17 protein-coding genes and 3 pseudogenes are annotated in these 19,579 nt (G+C 73.8%); 8 read left to right on the plus strand and 12 right to left on the minus strand.

Annotation, left to right across the window (positions count from 1 at the left end; all coding sequences use genetic code 11):
* The first annotated feature begins 127 nt into the window (after positions 1-127).
* The 3 genes from DA06_RS09720 (at position 128) to DA06_RS09730 (ending at position 2,497) form a co-directional block, all read left to right on the plus strand.
* Complete coding sequence (locus DA06_RS09720; protein ID WP_418607547.1) at positions 128-820, plus strand: NUDIX hydrolase; 693 nt, start codon at positions 128-130, stop codon at positions 818-820.
* Positions 821-887: 67 nt separating this feature from the next.
* Positions 888-2,012, plus strand: coding sequence for a GuaB3 family IMP dehydrogenase-related protein (locus tag DA06_RS09725; RefSeq protein ID WP_043499488.1), 1,125 nt, complete (start codon positions 888-890; stop codon positions 2,010-2,012).
* Entirely contained in the window at positions 2,012-2,497 is a 486-nt protein-coding gene (locus tag DA06_RS09730; RefSeq protein WP_418607548.1) for a GNAT family acetyltransferase, read from the plus strand. The genes DA06_RS09725 and DA06_RS09730 overlap by 1 nt, the downstream gene beginning before the upstream one ends.
* 3 nt (positions 2,498-2,500) lie before the next feature.
* On the opposite strand, the gene DA06_RS09735 is transcribed toward DA06_RS09730, so the two are convergent.
* Positions 2,501-2,686, minus strand: coding sequence for a hypothetical protein (locus DA06_RS09735; RefSeq protein WP_418607550.1), 186 nt, complete (start codon positions 2,684-2,686; stop codon positions 2,501-2,503).
* Positions 2,687-2,994: 308 nt separating this feature from the next.
* On the opposite strand from DA06_RS09735, the gene DA06_RS09740 reads away from it, so the two are divergent.
* Both DA06_RS09740 and DA06_RS09745 read left to right on the plus strand, forming a co-directional pair.
* Positions 2,995-3,261, plus strand: coding sequence for an HPr family phosphocarrier protein (locus DA06_RS09740; RefSeq protein WP_043499492.1), 267 nt, complete (start codon positions 2,995-2,997; stop codon positions 3,259-3,261).
* A 205-nt stretch (positions 3,262-3,466) separates the two neighbouring features.
* Entirely contained in the window at positions 3,467-4,831 is a 1,365-nt protein-coding gene (locus DA06_RS09745) for a class II fumarate hydratase (protein ID WP_052436592.1), read from the plus strand.
* Positions 4,832-4,855: 24 nt separating this feature from the next.
* On the opposite strand, the pseudogene DA06_RS09750 reads toward DA06_RS09745, so the two are convergent.
* Positions 4,856-5,952 (minus strand): annotated as a pseudogene (locus tag DA06_RS09750) (IS30 family transposase).
* Here DA06_RS09750 and DA06_RS09755 point away from each other — a divergent pair.
* Positions 5,930-6,094: a hypothetical protein gene (locus DA06_RS09755; RefSeq protein WP_418608337.1), complete on the plus strand. Its 165-nt coding sequence runs from the start codon at positions 5,930-5,932 to the stop codon at positions 6,092-6,094. The pseudogene DA06_RS09750 and the gene DA06_RS09755 sit on opposite strands and share 23 nt — an antisense overlap.
* 81 nt (positions 6,095-6,175) lie before the next feature.
* Here the strand turns inward: DA06_RS09755 and rsgA are convergent, their stop codons facing one another.
* From rsgA to aceA, 6 genes and pseudogenes are all read right to left on the minus strand, one after another.
* The gene (gene rsgA / locus DA06_RS09760) at positions 6,176-7,204 is read right to left on the minus strand and encodes a ribosome small subunit-dependent GTPase A (RefSeq protein ID WP_043499500.1); all 1,029 of its coding nucleotides are present in this window, start codon (positions 7,202-7,204) and stop codon (positions 6,176-6,178) included.
* 3 nt (positions 7,205-7,207) lie between these two features.
* Positions 7,208-7,492, minus strand: a complete 285-nt coding sequence (locus tag DA06_RS09765; protein WP_052436591.1) for a hypothetical protein — start codon at positions 7,490-7,492, stop codon at positions 7,208-7,210.
* Positions 7,493-7,920: 428 nt separating this feature from the next.
* Positions 7,921-8,214: pseudogene (locus DA06_RS09770) on the minus strand (response regulator); the annotation flags it as partial.
* 31 nt (positions 8,215-8,245) lie between these two features.
* Positions 8,246-9,697 (minus strand): histidine kinase, encoded by a 1,452-nt coding sequence (locus DA06_RS09775; RefSeq protein WP_052436593.1) that lies wholly within the window; start codon positions 9,695-9,697, stop codon positions 8,246-8,248.
* 37 nt (positions 9,698-9,734) lie between these two features.
* Positions 9,735-11,363 carry a malate synthase A gene (gene aceB, locus DA06_RS09780; RefSeq protein WP_418607959.1) on the minus strand — a complete coding sequence of 543 codons (1,629 nt, stop codon included), beginning with the start codon at positions 11,361-11,363 and terminating at the stop codon, positions 9,735-9,737.
* Between the two features lie 165 nt (positions 11,364-11,528).
* A complete protein-coding gene (gene aceA / locus DA06_RS09785; protein WP_418607552.1) occupies positions 11,529-12,848 on the minus strand; it encodes an isocitrate lyase in 1,320 nt (439 codons plus the stop codon).
* A gap of 116 nt (positions 12,849-12,964) precedes the next feature.
* Here aceA and DA06_RS09790 point away from each other — a divergent pair, with 116 nt between their 5' ends.
* Entirely contained in the window at positions 12,965-14,413 is a 1,449-nt protein-coding gene (locus DA06_RS09790) for a helix-turn-helix transcriptional regulator (protein ID WP_052436594.1), read from the plus strand.
* A 367-nt stretch (positions 14,414-14,780) separates the two neighbouring features.
* On the opposite strand, the gene DA06_RS09795 is transcribed toward DA06_RS09790, so the two are convergent.
* A complete protein-coding gene (locus DA06_RS09795; protein ID WP_418607554.1) occupies positions 14,781-16,007 on the minus strand; it encodes a multicopper oxidase domain-containing protein in 1,227 nt (408 codons plus the stop codon).
* Between the two features lie 177 nt (positions 16,008-16,184).
* On the opposite strand from DA06_RS09795, the gene DA06_RS09800 reads away from it, so the two are divergent.
* Positions 16,185-17,435: a glutamate-5-semialdehyde dehydrogenase gene (locus tag DA06_RS09800; protein WP_052436597.1), complete on the plus strand. Its 1,251-nt coding sequence runs from the start codon at positions 16,185-16,187 to the stop codon at positions 17,433-17,435.
* A gap of 28 nt (positions 17,436-17,463) precedes the next feature.
* Here DA06_RS09800 and DA06_RS09805 read toward each other — a convergent pair whose 3' ends face one another.
* The 3 genes and pseudogenes from DA06_RS09805 to DA06_RS09815 form a co-directional block, all read right to left on the minus strand.
* Entirely contained in the window at positions 17,464-18,627 is a 1,164-nt protein-coding gene (locus DA06_RS09805; protein ID WP_052436596.1) for an FUSC family protein, read from the minus strand.
* Between the two features lie 61 nt (positions 18,628-18,688).
* Positions 18,689-18,895, minus strand: coding sequence for a hypothetical protein (locus tag DA06_RS09810; protein WP_043499524.1), 207 nt, complete (start codon positions 18,893-18,895; stop codon positions 18,689-18,691).
* Positions 18,892-19,558: pseudogene (locus DA06_RS09815) on the minus strand (DsbA family oxidoreductase). Before DA06_RS09815 ends, DA06_RS09810 begins: the two are co-directional and overlap by 4 nt.
* Positions 19,559-19,579 lie beyond the last annotated feature (21 nt).

Here is a 19,579-nt window from a genome sequence, read left to right on the forward strand (position 1 = left end):
GCCGGCGATCCTGCCGGGCGTGGCACGCGCACCGGCCCCGCCACGGGCGGTGCAGGCGGCGCGCCGGGCGCCGTCGTCGTGTGGTCGAATGCTCCCGGACCGCGGCGACGCGGAGGAGGAGGACCACGTGGAAGCCGGCGAGGACCCCTGGAAGGTGCGCCGGGCCTCGTTGCTCGAGCTCGGCGCCCGCACGGCCGCGGGCTCGGTGGCGCCCCTGCGGGGCCTGAACGCCTACGACGCCGGGCTGGCGCAGGGCTTCCGCCGCGCGGCGGTGCTCCTCCTCTTCACGCCGCCCGCCGACGGCTCGGAGCCCGACCTCTTTCTCGTCCAGCGCTCCCGCGAGCTGCGCCACCACCCCGGCGAGATCGCGCTGCCCGGCGGGCGGCTGGAGGCCGGGGAGTCCGCCGTCGACGCCGCGCTGCGCGAGACCCACGAGGAGATCGGTCTGGATCCCGCCCACGTGGACGTGCTCGGCGAGCTGGGACCCGTCCTGGTGCCGGTCACGCGGTTCGTCGTCGCCCCGGTGCTCGGCTGGACCGACCACGCCCACGAGGCCGCCCACGTCGAGCCCGGTGAGGTGCTGCACACGATCCGCGTCTCGGTCGGCGCGCTCACCGACCCGGGCGCACGCCGCACCGTGAACATCTTCGGGCGGCGGACCGCCGGGTTCCTCCTGCCCGACGGGCTCGTCTGGGGGATGACGGCCAACCTGCTGGACCACGTCCTGGCCGAGCTGGGCTGGGCGCGCGAGTGGGACACCACCCGTGAGGTGACCATGCGCCGCGAGGACGGCGGCCGGGTCTGGGTGCCCGAGCTCTGAAGGCAGCGGGCGGCCACGTACCGGTGCCCGTCAGCGTGCGCACCCCGGCTCCCGGTAGCCTGCGACGGTGACCAACGAGATCGAGATCGGCCGCGGGAAGCGAGCCCGCCGCGCGTACAGCTTCGACGACGTCGCCGTCGTCCCGTCCCGGCGCACGCGCGACCCCGAGGACGTCTCCGTGAGCTGGCAGATCGACGCGTACCACGTCGAGCTGCCCGTGCTGGCCGCTCCGATGGATTCCGTCATGAGCCCTGCGACGGCCATCGAGCTGGGCCGTCTCGGCGGCATCGGTGTGCTCGACCTCGAGGGCCTGTGGACGCGCTACGAGGATCCGCAGCCGGTGCTCGACGAGATCGTCGGCCTGGCCGACGGCGACGCCACCCGCCGCATGCAGGAGATCTACGCCGAGCCGGTCAAGCCCGAGCTCATCACCCGGCGGCTGCGCCAGGTGCGCGACGCAGGCGTGACGGTCGCGGGCAGCCTCAGCCCGCAGCGGACCCAGGAGCACTGGCGCACAGTGGTCGAGGCCGGCGTGGACCTGTTCGTCATCCGCGGCACCACCGTCTCGGCCGAGCACGTCTCCTCCCGCGCCGAGCCGCTGAACCTCAAGCGGTTCATCTACGAGCTCGACGTGCCCGTCATCGTCGGCGGCGCGGCCACCTACACGGCGGCGCTGCACCTCATGCGCACCGGCGCGGCCGGCGTGCTCGTCGGGTTCGGCGGCGGGGCCGCCCACACCACCCGGCGCTCGCTCGGCATCCACGCCCCCATGGCGTCCGCCGTGGCCGACGTCGCCGCCGCCCGCCGCGACTACCTCGACGAGTCCGGCGGCCGGTACGTCCACGTCATCGCCGACGGCGGGGTCGGCCGCTCGGGGGACCTCGTCAAGGCCGTCGCGTGCGGCGCCGACGCCGTCATGCTCGGCGCGGCCCTCGCCCGCGCCTCGGAGGCACCGGGTCAGGGCTGGCACTGGGGGTCCGAGGCCCACCACCCCGAGCTGCCGCGCGGCGAGCGGGTCCGCGTGGGGACCGTCGGGACGCTGGCGGAGATCCTGCACGGCCCCTCCAGCTCCGCGGACGGCACCGTCAACCTCGTCGGGGCGCTCAAGCGCACCATGGCGACCACCGGCTACTCCGACGTCAAGGAGTTCCAGCGCGTCGAGGTCGTGGTCTCGCCCTACACGCCCTACTGATGGTCGCCGTCGCGGAGGACGACGGCGGGACCGGGGCCGCCGACGCGGCCCGGCTCCGCGACGCCGTCGAGATCGGCGAGGTGCGGGGCGACGAGACGGAGGCGGTCGTCGCGCTGTGGCAGGCCTGCGGGCTCACCCGGCCCTGGAACGACCCCCGGGCCGACCTCGACCAGGCACGGGCGGGGGCGACGTCCACGGTGCTCGTCGCCCGGCAGGGCAGCGCGGTCGTCGGGACGGTCATGGCCGGCGTGGACGGGCACCGGGGCTGGCTGTACTACCTCGGCGTCGACCCCCGCGAGCAGGGACGCGGACTGGGCTCGGCGCTCCTGCGGGCGGCGGAGGCCTGGCTGGGCGCGGCCGGCGCGAGGAAGGTCCAGCTGATGGTGCGCGGCGGCAACCCCGCCGCGGACTTCTACCACGGCAGGGGATACAGCGAGCAGGACTGCGTGGTGCTGGGCCGCTGGCTCGCACCGGCGGCCGGCTGACCCCTACTTCCACGTCCTCCCGACGTGCACGTCGCGATGGTCGTGCTCGTGGCCGGGCTGGAAGGAGCACTGGGCGACCCCGCGGCCCCACTTGTCCCGGCGGCTGGCGCTGCACACCAGCCGCGGGTCCTCCGGGCGATGGTCGACGAGTCTGCGGAGGAACTCCGCCGTGGGCTCGTGGTCTGACACGATTCGGCCCTTCACCGAGCTTACGTGGGCCGACCCCAGCGAGAAGGTCGGTGAGGGCGCTGCCGAGCCGGCAGACGCCGTCGGCAAGCAGTGCGCAACGGTACCCACGCCTCCGGCGCCGCGCGCGCCGGGACGGGCCACCGTCCCACCATGCGGGACGCGTCCGGGGAGACCCGCGGCGGTCCGGGGGGCGCGCCGTCGGCAGCGCGCGGCGCGCCGGGGATTTCGGACCGTCGCGCGGGCGTGGCTACGCTCGGGGGACCAGGGACCGGCGGAGATGCCGGACCGTACGTCACGGAAGGAACACCATGGCCCAGCGCAGCGCCGTCGTCGCCTCCAAGGTCGGACTCCACGCCCGTCCCGCCGCCCTCTTCGTCAAGGCGGTGGCCGCGAGCGGCGTGCCGGTCACCATCGCCAAGGAGGGTGCGGAGCCGGTCGACGCCGCGAGCATCCTCGGCGTGATGACTCTCGGTGCGGAGCACGGTGACGAGGTGGTCCTCACGGCGGAGGGCGACGACGCCGAGCGCGTCCTGGACGAGCTTGTCGAGCTGCTCTCGACGGACCTCGACGCCTGAGCGGTCGAGGACCCGTCCCGGGCGCCGTCGGGCCCGGGCGCCGCGTACCGGAGGCCCGGGCGGTGGTTGCGGCCCGGTCGGCGGCATGCGAGAGGATGGCCACGAGCCGGCGCACGGCAGCGCCGGTCACGCGAACGAGAGGCATGGAGCAGTGAGCCAGCAGCAGCCCGGCACCGCGGAGGACTTCCGCATCGAGCACGACACGATGGGCGAGGTACGCGTCCCGCGCGACGCCCTCTACTCCGCGCAGACGCAGCGTGCGGTGGAGAACTTCCCCATCTCGGGACGCGGCCTCTCCTCCCACCACATCTCCGCGCTCGGCCAGGTCAAGCGCGCGGCGGCCATCGCCAACGCCGAGCTCGGCGTGATCGAGCAGGACGTCGCCGACGCCGTCGTCGCCGCCGCCGAGGAGGTCATCGAGGGCCGTCACGACGCGCACTTCCCCGTCGACGTGTTCCAGACCGGCTCGGGCACCTCCTCGAACATGAACACCAACGAGGTCGTGGCCAACCTCGCCTCCGCCCGGCTCGGGCGCCGGGTGCACCCCAACGACCACGTCAACGCCTCCCAGTCCTCCAACGACGTCTTCCCCTCCTCCATCCACATCGCCGCGACGCAGGCCGTGGTGGAGGAGCTGATCCCGGGCCTGGAGGTCCTCGCCGCCTCCCTCGAGCGCAAGGCCGAGGAGTGGAAGGACGTCGTCAAGGCCGGGCGCACGCACCTGATGGACGCCACCCCGATCACCCTCGGCCAGGAGTTCTCCGGGTACGCCACCCAGATCCGCTACGGGATCGCCCGGGTCGACGCGACCCTGCCGCGGCTGGCCGAGCTTCCCCTGGGCGGCACCGCCGTCGGCACGGGCATCAACACCCCGGCAGGCTTCTCCCAGCGGGTCATCGAGCTCATCGCCGAGAACACCGGGCTGCCGCTCGCCGAGGCGCGCAACCACTTCGAGGCCCAGGCCGCGCAGGACTCCCTCGTGGAGACCTCGGGCGCGCTGCGCACGATCGCGGTGTCGCTCACCAAGATCGCCAACGACCTGCGGTGGATGGGCTCAGGCCCCCGCACGGGCATCGGCGAGCTGCAGCTGCCGGACCTGCAGCCGGGTTCCTCGATCATGCCCGGCAAGGTCAACCCGGTGGTGCCGGAGGCGACCGTGATGGTCGCCGCGCAGGTCATCGGCAACGACGCGGCGATCGCTTTCGCCGGGGCGCAGGGCAACTTCGACCTTCTCGTCATGCTGCCGGTCATGGCCCGCAACCTGCTCGAGTCGATCACGCTGGTCGGCAACGTCTCGCGGGTGCTGGCCACGAGGACGGTCGACGGGCTGGTCGCGAACGAGGAGCGGTGCCTCGAGCTCGCCGAGTCCTCGCCGTCGATCGTCACTCCGCTGAACCGGGTCGTCGGCTACGAGGCGGCGGCCAAGATCGCCAAGCACTCGGTCGCCAAGGGGATCACCGTCCGCGCGGCGGTCGAGGACCTGGGCTACGTCGAGCGCGGGGAGGTCACCCCCGAGCAGCTCGACGCCGCCCTGGACGTCCGGTCGATGACGGCACCCAGGCAGCCCTGACCCCTCCCGCGAGACGTGGCGGTCTCAAGGGGTGGTTGCAACACCGGCTTGTTGGTGGGTGGAGAGTAGCGCCTCGAGAGCCTCGGCCGGGGGTGCGCCAGTCCAGGGTCATGCGGGGGCGGCCGTTGAGGAGGGCGGCGACCTCGTCGAGGCGTTCGGGGCCGTGGACCGACAGGTCGGTGCCCTTGGGGAAGTACTGGCGCAGCAGGCCGTTGGTGTTCTCGTTGGAGCCGCGCTGCCAGGGGCTGTGCGGGTCGCAGAAGTACACCGGCAGGTCGGTGGCGAAGGTGATCTCGGCGTGGCGGGCCATCTCCCGGCCCTGGTCCCAGGTCAGCGAGCGGCGCAGCTGCTCGGGCAGGGTGCGCATGGCCTTGACGATCGCGTCCCTGACCGCGACGGCGCCGTGTCCGTCGGGCAGGTGCAGCAGCATCACGAACCGGGTGGTGCGCTCGACCAGGGTCCCGATCGCCGAGCCGTTGGCGGTGCCGGTGATCAGGTCGCCCTCCCAGTGCCCGGGCACGGCCCGGTCGGCGGCCTCGGCGGGACGCTCGGAGATCAGCACCATGTCGGGGGATCTGACCGCGCTGGGCGGTGGCCCGCCGCCCGCGGGGCCGGCGGGCCGCCCGGCCGGTGCGCAGGCAGGCGTGCAGCTCCTTGCGCAGCGCACCGCGCCCCTGGACGAAGATGGCCTGGTAGATCGCCTCGTGGCTGACGCGCATGGACCCATCGTCGGGGAAGTCCGCGCGCAGGCGCCTGGTGATCTGCTGCGGGCTCCAGCCCAGGCCCAGCTTGGCCTCGACGTAGGCGCGCAGCCGGGGGTGGCTGGCGAGCTTGGCCGGCTTGGGGCGCCGGGCCCGCTCGTCGGCCTTGGCCTGGGCCAGGTGCGCCCGGTAGGGATGGGGGTGCCGGGCGGCCCGGTTACGGGCCAGCTCCCGGCTGACCGTGCTGGGGGCACGTCCCAGCGCGCGTGCGATCTGCCGCACCCCCTCGCCCGCGGCGCGCCGTACCGCGATCTCGTCCCGCTCCTGCACGCACAGACGGCGTCCCGTGGGCTCGCCGAGGATTAACGGACACACCCCGCCAGCCTCGGCCAGCCACGTGCGTGCCCCCTCGCGTGACACGCCGCCGGCCGCCGCCGCCGACTCGAACGTCCAGTCCCCGGCCCGGATCGCCCGCCAGAACGCCCTGCGCCCCGGGACCCACACCATCGGACGCGGCACCCGCACCACCTCTTCTCATCGAGGTGTTGCGTGGACCCCTTGAGACCGCCACGTTTCGCGGAGGGCTTGACGTTTCGCGGAGGAGTTGACGTCTCGCGGGGAGGAGGGGAGGTGGCGCGGAGGGTCAGTCGGGGGCGCCGGTCTTCGCGGCGAGCAGGCGGCGGAAGGAGGCCAGGCGCGCCTCTCCGGCAGCCCCGCCGTTCCCGTCCGCCACCCACTCGTCCAGCGCGCAGTCGGGCGCGTCGGCGGCGTGCGTGCAGCCGCGCGGGCACTCCTGGGCGACGGCGTGCAGGTCGTCGAACGCCGCCAGCAGGTCGTCGGCGCCGACGTGGCTGAGGCCGAACGAGCGCACGCCGGGCGTGTCGATCGCCCACCCGCCACCGGGCAGCGGCAGGGCGACGGCGGAGGAGGAGGTGTGCCGGCCGCGCCCCGTCACGACGTTCACCCCGCCGGTGGCTCGTCCGGCCCCGGGCACGAGGGCGTTCACGAGCGTCGACTTGCCCACGCCCGAGTGGCCGATGAGCACCGACATCCGGCCCGCGAGCCGTTCCCGCACCGCCTCCACACCCCGGATCTCGCCGTCGGCCACGGACGTGACCAGGGCGGGCACCTCCAGCGCCTCGTAGAGGGAGAGGAACGGACCGGGGTCCGCCAGGTCGGCCTTGGTCAGGCACAGCACCGGCTCCATGCCGGCGTCGTACGCCGCCACGAGGCACCGGTCCACCATGCGGGGGCGCGGCTCGGGCTCCGCCAGGGCCGTGACGATGACGAGCTGGTCCGCGTTGGCCACGATGACGCGCTCCACCCCGGCGGCGTCGCCGTCCTCGGCGGAGCGCCGCAGCGCGGAGGTGCGCTCCTCCACCTTCACGATGCGGGCGAGGGTGTCCCTGCGTCCCGACACGTCCCCGACCACCCGGACCCGGTCGCCCACGACGACGGCGGAGCGCGACCCGCGCCCCAGCTCCCGCGACTTCATGCCCACCAGCCGGGTGCCGTCGTCGGTCAGGAGCTGGTAGCGCCCGCGGTCGACGCCCAGCACGAGCGCCAGCACGGCGTCCTCGTACGCGGGCCGGTTCTTGGTGCGCGGCCGGTTCCCCCTCGGGTTCGGCCGCACCCGGACGCGGGCGTCGTCGGTGCCGGTGTCGCGGACCATCGCTCAGCGGCTCCCGGCGAGCATCGCCTGCCACATTCCCGTGAAGTCGGGCAGGGTCTTCGCGGTGGTGGCGACGTCGACGATCTCGACGCCGGGCACCCGCAGCGCGAGGACGGCCGCGAACGTCGCCATCCGGTGGTCGGCGTAGGTCTCCACGCGGCCGCCGTGCAGCGGGGCGGGGTCGATCTGGACGCCGTCGTCCGTCTCCCGCGCCCGGCCCCCGAGGCGGTTGATCTCGGTGACGAGCGCGGCGAGCCGGTCCGTCTCGTGCCCGCGCAGGTGCGCCACCCCCCCGCAGCCGCGACGGCGTGGCCGCCAGGGCGCACAGCGCCGCGATGGTCGGGGTGAGCTCGCCGGCGTCGTGCAGGTCCGCGTCCAGGCCCCCGGATGAGGCCGTCGGCCGGGCCGGTGACGGCGAGGACGCCGTCGCTCAGGTCGATCGTCGCGCCCATCCGGGCGAGGAGGTCGCGCAGCCGGTCACCGGCCTGGGTCGTGGCGGCGGGCCAGCGCGGGACCCACCGTCCCGCCGGCGGCCAGCGCCGCGGCCACCCGCCGGCCGCGCGTCGGCCGCCGGGAGCGAGTCCGGGCGCGACCAGTCGGGAGATCACCTTGACGGTGGCCTCGGGGGCGAGCAGCGCGTGACCGTCGGCGACGGCGCGGATGGCGTCGACGAGGTCGTCCGGGTCGGCGTTCTTGAGCAGGAAGCCGCTCGCTCCGGCGGCCAGGGCGTCGAAGAGGTAGTCCTCGCGGTCGAACGTGGTGAGGATGATGACCTTCGCCAGGTCCTGCTCGACGACGCGCTGGGTGGCCGCGATCCCGTCCATCACGGGCATCTGCACGTCCATCAGGACGACGTCGGCGCCGGTGGCGGCGAGCACGTCGAGGGCCTCGGAGCCGTTGGCGGCCTGGCCCACGACCTCGATGTCGTCCTCGACGGAGAGGACCATCGCGAAGCCGGAGCGCACGAGCGCCTGGTCGTCCGCGATGAGGACGCGCACGGGGGTGGTCATCGGTCTCCTCGTTCGGTGGTTCGTGGGGCGGTCACGTGAGGGCGCCGTCCCGCGTGCGGAGCGCGAACCTGGCACGGACCCGCCAGCCGGTGCCGGTGCGCCGGGGCCCGATCTCGGCGTCGCCGCCGTGCAGGGCGACCCGCTCGCGGATGCCGCGCAGACCGAAACCGGAGCCCTCCGTGCCGGCGCGCGGGCGACCGTCGTCCACAACCTCCACCTCGACCCAGCGCGGCTCGCCGTCGCCGGGTGCGGGCGGCGGACCTGGCTCGACCGCCGTTCCCCCGCTCCCGGCGCCCGCATCTCCCGCGGGACCGGCGTCGTCACCCTCGCTGGCGTGGCCGGAGCGCAGGGTGACGAGGACACGGGTGGCGGTGGAGTGACGGACGACGTTGGCGAGGGACTCCTGCACGGTGCGGTAGATGGACAGCGCGAGAGCGTCGGGCACCTGCTCCAGGTCTCCCGGCCGCGCCTCGACGCAGCTCAGCTCGACCTCGAGCCCCGCGTCGGCGTGCCCGGCCACGAGCTCCCGCAGGCCGGCGAGGTCGGGCTCCGGCGCACGGTCGGAGCCCGACCGGAGGTCGGTGTCGCTGCGCAGCACGCCGAGCAGCGAGCGCATCTCGGCGACGGCGTCGCGGCTGGAGCCCTCGATCGTGCGCAGCGCGTCGGTCGCGGCGTCGGGGTCCTTCCCGAGCACGCGGCGCGCCGCTCCGGCCTGGATCCCGATGACGGCGACGTGATGCGCCACGACGTCGTGGAGCTCACGGGCGATGCGGAGCCGCTCGTCGACCACGGCGCGCCGGGCCAGCTCGCCGGACTGCTCCCTGATCTGGTCCGCCTGCTCGGCGAGACGCTGGCGCTGAAGCGCCGCACGCCAGGCGGTGCGGCCGACGGCGATCGCCCCGCCGAAGTACGCGAGGTTGACGGCGGACGTGTACAGGACGGCGGCGGTGAGCTGGCCGAACGGACCCTCGGGCGACTCGTAGCCCTCGAACGTGTTCTCGATCATCGACGTCGTCGTGTAGCCGACGACGAGCCAGAGCACCATGGCCAGCAGGACGAGAGCGATGACGAACCACAGCAGCCTGCGGTCGCGCGCCCACGCGACCGCCGCGTAGAGGGCCGCGAAGTAGGCGGCCTGGAAGCTCAGCTGCATGCTGGCCTCCGTGCTGAGGTACGACAGCCCGACGAACAGCCCGCTCGACACCAGCGCGACGGCCAGCGGGAACCGGCGCCGCAGCGCCAGCGGCACGATCAGCAGACCCACCGCCACGTAGGCGCGCCAGGTCTCCTCGCCGTCGACCCGCATGCCCATGTTCTTGGTCAGGAGCACCATGGCGAGCGAGACCGCCAGGAAGACCGCGGCGCCGACGACGTCGCGGCGCACCTGCACCCGGTCGGGGCGGGGCCGCTCCCAGAGCGGATCGGCCGGGTCGTTGAGCCAGGCGTCGATCCGCCCCAGCGTGTCCGTGCGCCCTGGTGCCATGGTCGTTCAGTTTACGGAGGTCGACCGGCGGGCAGCCTCACCTCACCCGGCACGCGTACGCGGGCACCGTGAGGAACGTGGGGAACTCCTCCCCCAGGACGACCTCGGCGAGCAGCTCCGTGGCCTCGGCGATCCGGGCACGCCGCTCGACGTCGTCGCCCGCCTCGGCCAGCAGCCGCGCCGTCTCCTCCTCGAGGATCGCCCGGACGAGCGCGCCGGTGACGGTGCGGCCGTCGTCGAGGCGGGTGGTGCTGCGGATCCACTGCCAGAGCTGCGAGCGCGAGATCTCCGCGGTTGCCGCGTCCTCCATCAGGCCGAGGATGGCGACGGCGCCGCGCCCGCCCAGCCAGGCCTCGAGGTAGCGCAGGGCCACCGCGACGTTGGTGCGCACCCCCGCCTCCGTGACGCCGCCCGGGGTCGAGGCGACGTCGAGGAGCTGGCGGGCGGTGACGTGGACGTCCTCCCGTGCGCGCCACACCTGGTTCGGGCAGGCGCCGAGGACGCCGTCGAAGACCTCGCGGACGTGACCGACCATCGCCGGGTGCGCGACCGACGAGCCGTCGAAGCCGGCGTCCGCCTCGCGCCGTTTCTCCGCACGGACCCTCTCCTCGGCCTCGGCGTCGCGGACCGGGTCCTCGGAGGGGATGAGAGCCGACATCCCCCCGATGGCGTGCGCGCCGCGCCTGTGGCACGTGCGGACCAGCAGCTCGGTGTACGCGCGCATGAACGGCGCGTCCATGGTGACGTCCGCACGGTCGGGCAGCACGAAGGCCGGCCCGGAGTCACGGAACTTCTTGATGACGGAGAACACGTAGTCCCACCGGCCGGCGCTGAGGCCGGCGGAGTACTCGCGCAGCTCGTAGAGGATCTCCTCCATCTCGAACGCGGCCATGATCGTCTCGATGAGCACGGTGGCGCGGATCGTGCCGTGCGTGACGCCCAGTGCCTCCTCGGCGAAGGCGAAGACGTCGTGCCACAGCCGCGCCTCGTGGTGGTTCTCCAGCTTCGGCAGCGAGAAGTACGGCCCGGAGCCGCGGGCGACGAGCTCGGCGGCGTTGTGGAAGAGGTACAGGCCGAAGTCCACCAGGGCGCCGACCATGGGCTCGCCGTCGACCGTGAGGTGCTTCTCCACCAGGTGCCAGCCGCGCGGCCGGACGACGATCGTGGCGGTCTCCTCGCCGAGGGTGTACCGCTGTCCCTCCGGCGTGGTGAGGGAGATGGTGCGGCGGACGGCGTCGTGCAGGTTGACCTGCCCGTCAACCACGTTCGCGAAGTGCGGCGTGTTGGCGTCCTCGAGGTCGGCCAGCCACACCTTGGCCCCGGAACTGAGGGCGTTGATCGCCGTCTTCCGGTCCGTCGGGCCGGTGATCTCGACCCGCCGGTCGACCAGCCCGGGGCCCGGCGGAGCGACCCGCCACGTGCGGTCGTCCCGGATGCGCTTCGTCCCGGGCAGGAGGTCCGGCAGCTCCCCGTCGGCCAGGCGGCGGCGACGCTCGTGCCGCTCGGTCAGCAGCTCGGCCCGCCGGCTCGCGAAGCGGCGGTGCAGCTCGGCCAGGAACGTCAGCGCCTCGGGGGTAAGGATCTCCCGGGCCCCGCCGACTTCGGAGTTCGTGACGCGGACCGTCGAGGTGCCCGACGGTGACGTCGCCGGTTCGGTCCCGGCCACCACCGCCGCCGTGGCCGGGGTCGCGGCGCTGGGTGCGCTGGGTGCGCTGGGCGCGACCACTCGCAGGGGCTTGGCGCCGGTCCGCCTCGGGGCGACCACGACGAGCGGGCGGGGGGTGCGGGGCGGTGGTGGTCATGGTGGTGGTCCTTTCCGGCCGGCTGCGGCCTAGAACTGCTGCTCCTCGGTGGACCCGCGCAGCGCGAGGGTCTCCGAGTCGGGGTTGATGGCGGTGGCGACGAGGTCGAAGTAGCCGGCGCCGACCTCGCGCTGGTGCCGGGTGGCGGTGTAGCCGTGCGCCTCGGCGGCGAACTCCTTCTCCTGCAGCTCGACGTAGGAGGTCATGCCGTTCTGCGCGTAGCCGCGGGCCAGCTCGAACATGCCGTAGTTGAGCTGGTGGAAGCCGGCGAGGGTGATGAACTGGAACTTGTAGCCCAGCTCGCCGAGCTCGCGCTGGAAGCCGGCGATCTGCTCGTCGGAGAGGTTGGCCTTCCAGTTGAACGACGGGGAGCAGTTGTAGGCGAGCATCTTGCCGGGGAACCGCTCGTGCACCGCCTCGGCCACCCGACGTGCGAGGCCGATGTCCGGGGTGCCGGTCTCCACCCAGATCAGGTCCGCGTACGGCGCGTAGGCCAGGGCGCGGGCGATGACGGGCCCGGGGCCGGGGTCGGTGCGGTAGAAGCCCTCCGGGGTGCGTTCCCCGGTGAGGAAGGGCTGGTCCACCGGGTCGACGTCGGAGGTGATGAGGTTCGCCGCGAGGGAGTCGGTGCGGGCGACGATGATCGTCGGGACACCCATGACGTCGGCGGCGAGGCGGGCGGCGTTGAGGGTCCGCACGTGCTGGCCGGTGGGGACGAGCACCTTGCCACCGAGGTGGCCGCACTTCTTCTCGGCGGCGAGCTGGTCCTCGTAGTGGATGCCGGAGGCACCGGCGGAGATCATCGCCCGGGCCAGCTCGTAGGCGTTGAGCTGGCCGCCGAAGCCTGCCTCGGCGTCGGCCACGATCGGCGCGAACCAGTCGAAGCCCGGGTCCGTGCCCTCGGACCAGGTGATCTGGTCGGCGCGGCGCAGGGCGTTGTTGATGCGGCGCACGACGGTCGGCACGGAGTTGACCGGGTACAGCGACTGGTCCGGGTAGGTCTCCCCGGCGGTGTTGCCGTCGCCGGCCACCTGCCAGCCGGAGAGGTAGATGGCCTTGAGGCCGGCGCGGACCATCTGCACCGCCTGGTTGCCGGTGATGGCGCCGAGGGCGTGGACGTACTCGGTGGAGGTCAGCAGGCGCCAGAGACGCTCGGCGCCGCGGCGGGCGATCGTGTGCTCCTCCCGGACGGACCCGCGCAGGCGGGCGACGTCCTCGGCGCTGTAGGTCCGGGCGATCCCGCTCCACCGCGGATTCGTGGCCCACTCGCGCTCCAGCTCCGCGGCCTCGGCGCGGATACGTTCCTGCGGGCTGGCGCTGGCGGTGGTGGGCTCCAGAGTGGCGGTCATGGTGTCTCCTCACGGTGGGTGAAACTTCGACGTGACATCACTCTGATTGCGTGACCCGTTTCACAACTACCGCTAATCTGGGTGAACTTCATTCGATCTTCACCCCTGGAGAAGAAGTGACGACGACGGACCCCGCGGTCGATCTCGCCACGCTGGGTCGTCGCGTGCGGCACGCCCGGCAGCGGGCCGGCCTGACGCTCACCGAGCTGGCCGCGCGGGTGGAGCGAGCGCCGTCGCTCCTCTCCTCGATCGAGAACGGGCGCCGCGAGCCGCGGCTTGCGCTGCTGAGCGCGATCTCGACCGAGCTCGGCGTCCCGGTGGCGGACCTCATGAAGAGCGAGCCGCCGTCGCACCGCGCCGCCCTGGAGATCGCGCTGGAGCAGGCCCAGGGGCGTCCGCAGTACGTCGCCCTCGGGCTGCCCCGGGTGCGGCCGGGAGCGAAGGTGCCCACCGAGGTGCTGGAGTCCCTGGTCGGGCTGCACGAGGAGCTCGCACGCCGCGCCACCATCCAGGCGGCGACGCCGGAGGAGGCCCGCCGCGCCAACGCCGCCCTTCGTCAGGGCATGCGCGAGCGCAACAACTACTTCGCCGAGATCGAGCAGGCCGCCTCACGCATCTCGGCCGCCGTCGGTCACGGCGGGGGGCCGCTCACCGAGCGCGGCGTCGGCGCCGTCACCACGCACCTCGGCTTCACGCTGCACCGCGTGCCGGACCTGCCGCGTTCCACCCGCTCGATCTCCGACCTGCGCAACCGCCGGATCTATCTGCCCGTCGTCGAACGCGGCGGTCACGACCCGCGCACCATCGTCCTGCAGACGCTCGGCCACTTTGCGCTCGGCCACTCCGACCCCACCGGCTACGCCGACTTCCTGCGCCAGCGCGTCGAGGCCAACTACTTCGCCGCGGCCCTGCTCGTGCCGGAGAAGCCCGCCGTCGCGTTCCTCAAGGAGGCCAAGGCGGCCAGGGCCCTGGCCATCGACGACCTGCGCGACACCTTCGCCGTCTCCTACGAGACCGCGGCGCACCGGTTCACCAACCTGGCCACCGAGCACCTCGACCTGCCGGTGCACTTCATGCGCGTCGGCGAGGACGGCGTGATCTACAAGGCGTACGAGAACGACGACGTCACCTTCCCCACCGACGTCACCGGCGCCATCGAGGGGCAGATCGTGTGCCGGAGCTGGGCCTCGCGCCGGGTCTTCGCCAACCCGGACCGCTACGCCACGCACTACCAGTACACGGACATGGGGAGGGGAACGTACTGGTGCACCACCCACGTGGAGCGCACGGCCGACGGCGACTTCGCCATCGACGTCGGCGTCCCGTTCGCGCACGTGAAGTGGTTCCAGGGACGCGAGACCACGGTGCGGGCCCGCTCCACCTGCCCCGACCCGTCGTGCTGCCGCCGGCCGCCGGCGGACCTTGCCGCGCGGTGGTCGTCCCAGGCCTGGCCGAGCGCCCGGGCGCACTCGCACCTGCTGGCCGCGCTGCCGCCCGGCACGTTCCCCGGCGTGGACGACACCGAGGTGTACCAGTTCCTCGAGCGGCACTCGTCCGCGGAGTGAGGGCGAGAACGAGGGGCGACGACGCCGGCCGGGCCCGGCCCCGCCGGCCGACCTGACTCCTCCCGCAGGCTCCACCTGAGGCGGATCGGTGCCCCGCTCGGCCGGAGGGGATCCCGCCCTGCTCGTACCGGCCACCCCCGCGGGCCCCGCGCCAGCTTCGCGCGAACCGTGTCAGCCAGGCGCGCACGTTCGCGCGTGGGTCGACCGGTGCGAGCAACGCTCGCATCAGTCGCGCGGCGCTGGAAACGCCGAAAAGCATCACGTCGCCCAGACGCTCGGGCCGTCCGGCACGGACCAGCAGGGCGAAGCGGCATCGCCCCGGCATGCGCCGGGCGCGGCACCATTGCCAGCACCGGCCGGCGGGTCGTCAGTCCGTGACCGCGAAGAACCCGTGGGCGCCGCGCTCGGCGTCGACCATCGCGTGGGAGACGAAGGGGTAGTTGCCCGCCTCCGGGAACTCCAGCTCGACGAACCCGCCCTGTGCGGCGGTGAGCGGCAGCACCTGCGCGCCGCCGGTGGGGTCGCCGCCCACGACGTCGGGACCACCCAGCCGGTACGCGCCCTCGCTGTAGACGGTGTCGAACTGGCCACCGATCACGTGGAAGGAGCTGCCGCGGGACGGCCCGGCGTCGAGGACCCACACGCGCACCGTCTCGCCGACGCGGGCCGGCAGGCGGTCGTGGTCGTACTGGTTGGCGTAGCCGTTGAAGACGACGAGGTCCGGGTCCTCGGCCGCGATCTTCGCCGCGTCGGCGGGACCGTCGACCTCACCGAGGTAGACCTCGGACTGGACGAGCACGTACTCCCGGTCGACCGGCGGCAGGTCGGGCGGGTCGATGATCACCGCGCCGAACATTCCGTTGGCGATGTGCATGGACAGCGGCATCGTCGAGCAGTGGTACATCCAGATGCCGCTGCGGGTGGCGGTGAACCGGTAGGTCAGCGACTCCCCCGGCGCGATGGTGCGCATGGGCCGGTCCGGCGCGAGGGCGCCGGCGTGGAAGTCGACGGAGTGCCCGATCGTGCCGTCGTTGACGAGCGTGATCTCGAAGACGTCGCCGACCTTGCCGCGCAGCGTGGGCCCGGGCGCGGTGCCGTCGAAGGTCCACCGTTCCTGGCGGACACCGGGTGCCACCTCGGCGCCGACCTCGGAGACGGTGAGCGTCTCCTCGTGCACCGTGGCCGTGGGGGCGGGCGGCAGGGCGGCGTCATGGGCCTCGAAGCCCGCGCCCGGCTCGGCCATGAGATCGAGCAGGCCGGCGGCTCCGGCGCCCACGACGGCGGAGCCGCCGTGCCCCTCGTGCCCGGCCGCGGTCCCGGCCGTGCCACCGCCGCGCACTGCGCCGTCGTCCGTTCCGACGGCGACGATCTCGAGCGTCATGCCCATCTGCCGGTGGCCGGCCACGGAGCACCAGCCCTCGACGTCGTGGCCGATCACCCCGGCCTCGAGGGTGCGGGTCTCCCCGACGCTGAGCCGGCCGGTGGTCGCGCCGGTCTCGAGGACGAGGTCGTGGACGTCGGTGCCGGTGTTGGTCAGCTCGATGACGAGCTCGTCGCCGGCCGGGACCTCGACGACCGAGGGCGTGAACCGCATGCCCTCGACCGAGACCTGCACCGTCGTCGTCTCCCCCGTGGCGGCGGCCTCGCCGGCGGCCGAGCCCGCGCCGAGCCCCGCCGCGGCAGGGTCGCCCGACGAGCGCCCGGCCCGGCGACGACGCCTCCGCCGCCGCGACGCCGGCACCCCCACCACGGCCGACGACGCCCGCGACGGCTGTCCGCGCCGTCGCCCCTGGCCGCCAAGACCGCCGCCCGCACCCTGGCGACCGCCACGCGCGCCACCAAGGACGCGGCCCTGAACGCGATGGCCGACGCGCTCGTCGCGAACGCCGCCCGCATCGTCGAGGCCAACGGCGCCGACCTCGCGCGTGGCCGGGAGAACGGGATGAAGGAGTCCCTGCTGGACCGGCTCGCCCTCGACGAGAGCCGGATCGCCGGCATCGCCGGCGCGCTCCGTGAGCTTGCCGCGCTGCCCGACCCGGTCGGCGAGATCGTGCGCGGCTCGACGCTGCCCAACGGCCTGCGGCTGCGCCAGGTCCGCGTCCCGATGGGCGTCGTCGGGATGATCTACGAGGCCCGTCCCAACGTGACCGTGGACGCGGCCGGGCTGGCGCTGAAGTCGGGCAACGCCGTCGTCCTCCGCGGCGGCTCCGCCGCGGCCGCCTCGAACGAGATGATCGTCGCCGTCCTGGGCGAGGCGCTCGAGGCGCAGGGGCTGCCGCGTGAGCTCGTGCAGTCCATCGACGCCTACGGCAGGCCCGGCGCGGTCGAGCTGATGCGGGCCCGCGGCCTCGTCGACGTGCTGGTGCCGCGCGGCGGAGCGGACCTCATCCGCACCGTCGTGACGGAGTCCGTCGTGCCGGTCATCGAGACCGGCGTGGGCAACTGCCACGTGTTCGTCGACGCCTCGGCGGACGTGGACCAGGCTGTGCCGATCGTGATCAACTCCAAGACTCAGCGCACCGGCGTCTGCAACGCCGCCGAGACCCTGCTGGTCCACCAGGACGTCGCGCCCGCGTTCCTGCCCGCGGTGCTCGAGGCACTGAGGAGCAGGGACGTCACGGTCCACGGCGACGACGCCGTCGCCGCGAACCTCCCGGAGGGCCTGCGGTTCCGGCCGGCGACGGAGACCGACTGGGAGACCGAGTACCTCTCGCTCGACCTCGCGGTGCGGGTGGTCGGCTCCCTCGACGAGGCGCTCGAGCACATCCGCCGCTACTCCTCGGGGCACACGGAGGTCATCTGCACCCGGGACACCCGCTCGGTGCAGCGGTTCACGACCGAGCTCGACTCCGCGGCGCTGATCGTCAACGCGTCGTCCCGTTTCACCGACGGTGGCCAGTTCGGTCTCGGGGCGGAGATCGGGATCTCCACGCAGAAGCTGCACGCGCGCGGGCCGATGGGCCTGGCGGAGCTGACGACGACCACCTGGATCGTGGAGGGGGACGGCCAGATCCGCGAGTAGCGGCCGGCCGCTGACGGCGCGGAGGCGCTCAGGCGCCCTCCGCGCGTACTGCCGGTGCCCGAACGGCGTCCGACGGCTGTGCGGGTTCGTCCGGCCCTCCCACCGAGGCCAGCTCGTCCAGGCAGCGACGGATCGTCACGGCGAGCGACGCGGCCACCATGATGCCGCCGCCCGGCTCGTCGGTGCGGACCCGGCCGGTCTCCGCCTTGAACCGCTCCATGGACTCGCGGGTCCGCCGTACCTCCTCCGCGGCGTCGCCCGGATCGCCGACGCTGCGCACGACCGCCTCGAGGTGACGGACCATGTCGGCGGCCGCGGGCCGGAGCGTGCGGCCGAGGGCCAGGGTCTCGTTCTCGGCGCGCTCCTCCACGGCGAGCAGGTCCGTGAGGTCGACGACGAGGAGCGCCACGCGGTCGAGCGCAGCCGCCTGGCGGTCGAGCCGGTCCAGCTCGTGCGCATAGGCGCGTGCCCGGCGGTTGCCCCGGCGGGCGTCGTCGGCCTCCTGGACCTTCGTGCGCATGAGCCAGCGGTTCGGGGCGACGTCGTGCTGACGTCTCTCCCAGCCCTCGGCGTCGAGCAGGTCGTCCTGGTCCAGAGCGTCTGCCACGTCGGCGAGCTGGGCGGCGAGCTCGCGCCGCACGTCAGCCACCGCCGCCTGCGCCGGGGCCAGCGGCAGGGGCGGGAACACGGCGTTGACGGCGACGCCGATGGCGGCCCCGAGCAGCACCAGTCCTGCGTACACGCCGATGTAGAAGGCCTCGCCGCCGCCGATGATCAGCGTGAACAGGGCGGCCGTCGGAGCCCAGCTGGCCATCGGGCCCAGGGGACGCAGGCCGGCGGCGAGCACCCCGAGCGCGACGACCAGGGCCACGGTGAGCGGGCTGTCGGAGGAGCCCAGGTGCTCGCCGAGGAACCCGACCGCTCCGCCGACGGCGATCGCCGCCACCGTCTGGAGCGACTCGCGCACGGAGCCGACCAGCGTCGTCGTCGTGGCGATGACCGCCCCGAGCGGGGCGTAGTACGGGTAGTCGGCGGCCGGGTCGGGCAGGAACTGCACGACGAACCACGCCAGGGAGGCGGCCAGGGCGCCGCGGACCGCCAGCGCGCTGCGCGGGTGACGCAACCAGGTGCGCAGAAATCGTCCCGGGCGGCGGATCAGCTCGTCCCGGACGGTGGGCGCAGTTTCGGTCATGGATCTCCCGTAGTCGTCCTGAGCATGCCTAGCACGCACCCGGCGGGACGGCACGAGGAGGTCACGAGGCCGGCGGGCCGTACGGGCCGGCGGGGAAGCACCCGTCCGGTCCGCAGAACCCGACGGCGTCGTCGCCGATCGCCTCCAGCCCGGGAACCGCCGCCAGGGCGACCGGGCCGGCCGGCGAGGCCTCCGGCGTCGTCCGCGCGTCCGAGGGGCCGGGGACGGGCGTCCTGCGGGCGCTGAAGGGGTCGCGGTCCGCCGTCACCGGACGCCCTCGGACGCGGCGGCCCTCTCCTCGGCCACCTTCCGCAGGACCTGGGCGAAGGTCTCGGGGGCCTGGGCGCCGGAGACGCCGTACCTGTTGTCGATGACGTAGAACGGCACGCCGTTGATGCCGTACGCCTGCGCCTGGGCGATGTCCTGCTGGACGGCTGGGCGGTAGGTCCCCTCGGCGAGCGCGGTCCGCACCTCGTCGGCGTCCAGACCGGCCTCGGCCGCGATGGCGACGAGGTCCTCGTCGTGCCCCACGTGCCGTCCCTGCTCGAAGTAGGCGGAGAAGAGCTTCTCGACGACGTCGAGCTGGACGCCCTTCGTCCGGGCGAGATGGAGGACCTCGTGCGCCTTGAGGGTCTTGGTGTGCCGCACGGCGTCGTAGTCGTAGTCGAGGCCCTCGGCGGCGGCGAGCTGCGTGACCTGGTCGAGCATCTGGGCGACCTGGTCCTTGGGGAGGCGCTTGTGCCCGGCGAGGAAGTCGGCCGCGGAGCCCTCGAAGTCGACCGGTGTGTCGGGGGGCGAGCTCGAAGGAGTGGTACTCGACCGTGACGTCCCCGCCGAACTGCGCGGCGCCCTTCTCGAAGCGGCGCTTGCCGATGTAGCACCAGGGGCAGGCGATGTCGGACCAGACGTGCACGGAGATCGGTTCGCTCATGACCGCGTCAACCGGACCGAC

The sequence above is a fragment of the Georgenia sp. SUBG003 genome (assembly GCF_000715355.2).
Taxonomy (GTDB): Bacteria; Actinomycetota; Actinomycetes; order Actinomycetales; family Actinomycetaceae; genus Georgenia.